This window comes from Sphaerotilus sp. (genome assembly GCF_041083715.1).
Lineage (GTDB): Bacteria > Pseudomonadota > Gammaproteobacteria > Burkholderiales > Burkholderiaceae_C > Sphaerotilus.
The window spans coordinates 1-4,361 of sequence record NZ_JBFPGY010000017.1 but is presented as its reverse complement, the minus strand read 5'-3'; the positions used below and the strand labels follow the sequence as shown (position 1 = coordinate 4,361).

At 69.3% G+C, this 4,361-nt stretch carries 4 protein-coding genes; all 4 read left to right on the top strand.

Annotation, left to right across the window (positions count from 1 at the left end; translation table 11 throughout):
• The coding region (locus AB3X43_RS00720; protein WP_369427981.1) for a Mur ligase family protein at window positions 1-1,038 on the top strand (1,038 nt) is incomplete at its 5' end.
• Window positions 1,039-1,048: 10 nt separating this feature from the next.
• Entirely contained in the window at window positions 1,049-2,482 is a 1,434-nt protein-coding gene (locus AB3X43_RS00715; RefSeq protein WP_369427980.1) for a UDP-N-acetylmuramoyl-tripeptide--D-alanyl-D-alanine ligase, read from the top strand.
• The gene (gene mraY, locus AB3X43_RS00710) at window positions 2,472-3,653 is read left to right on the top strand and encodes a phospho-N-acetylmuramoyl-pentapeptide-transferase (protein WP_369427979.1); all 1,182 of its coding nucleotides are present in this window, start codon (window positions 2,472-2,474) and stop codon (window positions 3,651-3,653) included. The genes AB3X43_RS00715 and mraY overlap by 11 nt, the downstream gene beginning before the upstream one ends.
• 25 nt (window positions 3,654-3,678) lie before the next feature.
• On the top strand, window positions 3,679-4,361 hold a 683-nt coding region (locus AB3X43_RS00705), incomplete at its 3' end, for a Mur ligase family protein (protein ID WP_369427978.1).

Here is a 4,361-nt window from a genome sequence, read left to right as displayed (position 1 = left end):
GTCACGCTGCACCGCAGCCTGCGTGACTTCGCCGATCGCGGCTTTGCGGCCTGTGTGATGGAGGCCTCGTCGATCGGCGTGGCCGAGCACCGGCTGGATGCCATTCGCATCCAGGTGGCGCTCTACACCAACTTCACGCCCGACCACCTCGACTACCACGGCAGCATGGCCGATTACTGGCGGGCCAAGCGGGCGCTGTTCGACTGGCCGGGCTTGCGGGCCGCGGTGCTCAACCTCGACGACCCGCAGGGCGCGCTGCTGGCGGAGGAACTCGCTGCACGCGGCGACCTCGACGTCTGGACCTACGCCCTGCAACCGCGTGCCACCGCCGCACGCCTGCAGGCGCTGGATCTGCACTACGAGGGCGACGGGCTGTGTTTCACCGTGCAGGAAGCCGGCGAGACGGTGCCGGTGCGCACCGGACTGATCGGCGACTACAACGTCGCCAACGTGCTCGCCGTGTTCGGCGGACTGCGGGCACTGGGCCTGTCGCTGGCCGACATCGCACCGCTGGCAGCCGACTTCACGCCGGTGCCAGGGCGCATGCAGCGGGTCGAAGCGCCGGACGGTGCGGGCCTGCTGCCGCAGGTGGTCGTCGACTACGCCCACACGCCCGATGCGCTCGACAAGGCCCTGCAGGCACTGCGGCCGTTCGCGGCGGCGCGGGGTGGGCGGCTGTGGTGCGTGTTCGGCTGTGGCGGCAACCGCGACGCCGGCAAGCGCCCGGTGATGGGCCGCATCGCGCAGGCGCTGGCCGACGAGGTGGTGATCACCAGCGACAACCCGCGCCACGAGGTGCCCGCCACCATCCTCGCGCAGATTGCCGCTGGCTGTGTCCCGTCGCCGCAGTGGCGCACGATCGAGGACCGTGCGGCGGCCATCGCGACGGCGCTCGCCGAGGCCGGACCGTCCGATGTCGTGCTCATCGCTGGCAAGGGCCACGAGGACTATCAGGAGACGGCGGGCGCGAAGCGCTTTTTTTCAGATCTGGGCGAGTCGGCCGCTGCGCTACAACGCCGTGTGTCCCACCGCCCTTGACCCCTCGATGATGTCCCACGAATTCATGACCCTGGGCGAGGCCCACGCCCTGGTGGCGGTGCGCCTGCCTGGCACGCGGCTGGTCGGTGACCCGGCCACGCTGCTGCAGCGCGTCCACACCGACACCCGCAGCCTGCACGCGGGTGACCTGTTCGTCGCGCTGCGCGGCGAGCGCTTCGATGCCCACAGTTTCCTGCCGCAAGCCGGCGCGGCGGGTGCGGTTGCCGCTGTGGCCGAGCGCGGGCTGGCCGAGGTCGGGTTGGCCGGACTCGAAGTGCCCGACACGCTGCGTGCGCTGCAGGCGCTGGCCGAAGGCTGGCGCGCCAGCCTGGCGCTGCCGCTGATCGCGGTCACGGGCAGCAATGGCAAGACCACCGTGACGCAGATGATCGCGTCCATCCTGCGCACGGCGCATGGGAACGCCGCCCACGCCACCGCAGGCAACCTGAACAACCACATCGGCGTGCCGCTGACGGTGCTGGGCCTGCGCCGCCACCACCGCATCGCGGTGATCGAACTCGGCATGAACCACCCCGGCGAGATCGCCGAACTCGCACGCATCGCCCAGCCGACAGTTGCGCTGGTGAACAACGCGCAGCGCGAGCACCTTGAATTCATGAAGACGGTGGAAGCCGTCGCGCGCGAGAACGGGGCGGTGATCGCGTCGCTGTCGGTCGATGGCGTGGCGGTGTTCCCGGCCGATGACGACTACACGCCGCTGTGGCGCGCCTTGGCCGGTGCGCGACCGGTGTCCACCTTCGCACTCGACGCGGGCACGGGGGCGGCGCTGACCGCACGGGCCGAGTGGAAGGGTGACCACTGGGATGCCCGGCTGGAGACGCCGGCCGGCGAGATGGTGCTGGCACTGGCTGTCGCCGGGCAGCACAACGTGCGCAACGCGCTGGCGGCGGCGGGCTGCGCGCTGGCCGCGGGCGTGCCAGCCGAGGCGGTGCGCGACGGACTGGCGGCGTTCGAGCCGGTCAAGGGCCGCTCGCAGGTGCAGCGCCTGGACTGGCGCGGTCGCACGATCACCCTGGTCGACGACAGCTACAACGCCAATCCCGACTCGGTGCGGGCCGCCATCGACGTGCTGGCTGCGCTGCCCGGGCCGCGCTGGCTGGTGTTGGGCGACATGGGCGAGGTCGGCGACCAGGGGCCGGAGTTCCATTCTGAAGTCGGGCGCTACGCCGTCGAAAAAGGCATCGACTGCGTCTGGACCGCAGGCATACTCGCGGCCCACGCCGCACAGGCTGTCCGGCCGCCGACCGTGGTGCAGCACCACGCCGACGCAGTCGCCCTCGTGGCGGCGATGCGGGCCTCGGGCGCTGCGCTGCCCGAGGCGCAGTCGGTGCTGGTCAAGGGCTCGCGCTTCATGAAGATGGAACAGGTGGTCGCTGCCGTCAAGGGCGGGGCGGCCAGCCCAGGAGAACAACATGCTCATTAGCCTCGCACAGTGGTTGCAAGGCCTTTATCCCGAGAGCCTCGGCTTCCTGCGGGTCTTCCAGTACATCACCTTCCGTGCGGTGATGGCAGCGATGACCTCGCTGCTGATCGGGCTGGCTTTCGGGCCGTGGGTGATCCGCCGCCTGACCGAGCTGAAGATCGGCCAGCCGATCCGCGAATACGGGGTGCAGACCCACATCGTCAAGCGCGGCACGCCGACCATGGGCGGTGTGCTGATCCTGCTGGCGATCGCCATCTCGACGCTGCTGTGGTTCGACTGGAGCAACCGCTTCGTCTGGATCGTGATGATCGTGACCATGGGCTTCGGTGCCATCGGCTGGGTCGACGACTGGCGCAAGGTGGTGCAGAAGAACCCCGAGGGCATGCCGTCCGGCGAGAAGTACCTGTGGCAATCGCTGATCGGGCTGATCGCCGCGCTCTACCTCGCGTTCAGCGTGTCGGAGACCTCGAACCTGCGCGTGCTGGAGCTGTTCATGCGCTGGGTCATCTCCGGCTTCTCGAACGACCTGCCGCCCAAGGCCGACCTGATCGTGCCGTTCTTCAAGACGGTGAGCTACCCGCTGGGGGTGTTCGGCTTCATCTTCCTGACCTACTTCGTCATCGTCGGCACCAGCAACGCGGTCAACCTGACCGATGGCCTGGACGGCCTGGCGATCATGCCGGTGGTGCTGGTCGGTTCGGCGCTGGGCCTGTTCGCGTATGCGACGGGCAGTTCGGTGTTCTCGAAATACCTGTTCCTGCCGCACATCCCCGGCGCAGGCGAGCTGGCGATCTTCTGCGCTGCCCTGGCCGGAGCGGGACTGGCCTTTCTCTGGTTCAACGCGCACCCGGCGCAGGTCTTCATGGGCGATGTCGGCGCACTGGCGCTGGGCGGCGCCCTCGGCACGATCGCGGTGATCGTGCGCCAGGAAATCGTGCTCGGCATCATGGGTGGCATCTTCGTGGTCGAGGCGCTCTCGGTCATGGTGCAGGTCAGCTATTTCAAGTACACCAAGAAACGCACCGGCACCGGCAAGCGCATCCTGCTGATGGCGCCGCTGCACCACCATTTCGAGAAGAAGGGCTGGATCGAGACGCAGGTGGTGATCCGCTTCTGGATCATCACGATGCTGCTGTGCCTCGTGGGCCTGTCCACCCTGAAGTTGCGCTGAGCGGTTGCGGCGCACGGAAACGACGATGAATGCTCTGAAGGACATGTCGCTGCTGATCCTGGGTCTGGGCGACTCGGGACTGGCGATGGCGCGCTGGGCGCAGCGCTGCGGCGCGGCGCGGATGGTCGTGGCCGACACGCGCCTGGCACCGCCAAAGGCCGCCGCGCTGGCCGCCGAGGTGCCCGGTGCCGAGTTGCACGCCGGTCCGCTGGCGCTGTCGCTGCTGGATGGCGTGCAGCTCGTGCTCAAGAGCCCGGGCCTGTCACCGCTGGACCCGGCGATCGGGCCGCTGCTGGACGCCGCGCGCGCGCGCGGCACGCCGGTGCAGGGCGAGCTGTCGCTGTTCGCGCTGGCGCTGCAGGACCTGCAGGCCGCCCACGGCTACGCGCCCAAGGTCATCGCCATCACCGGCACCAACGGCAAGACCACCACCACCTCGCTGACTGCGCAGCTGGCCGAGCGTGCCGGGCTGCGTGTGGCGATGGCCGGCAACATCGGTCCGACGCTGATGGACACGCTGACCGTGGCACTGGAGGCCGGAGCCGACGCGCTGCCGGAGGTCTGGGTGCTCGAACTCTCCAGCTTCCAGCTCGATGGTGTCACCGGCTTCAATCCCACTGCCGCCACCGTGCTCAACGTGACGCAGGACCACCTCGACTGGCACGGCTCGATGGCCGCCTACGCCGAGGCCAAGGCGCGCCTCTTCGG

What these genes read in the sequence shown, in the direction of transcription:
- AB3X43_RS00715 (WP_369427980.1), top strand. Translation starts at nt 1,049, where the DNA reads ATGTCCCACGAATTCATGACCCTGGGCGAGGCCCACGCCCTGGTGGCG.
- mraY (WP_369427979.1), top strand. Translation starts at nt 2,472, where the DNA reads ATGCTCATTAGCCTCGCACAGTGGTTGCAAGGCCTTTATCCCGAGAGC.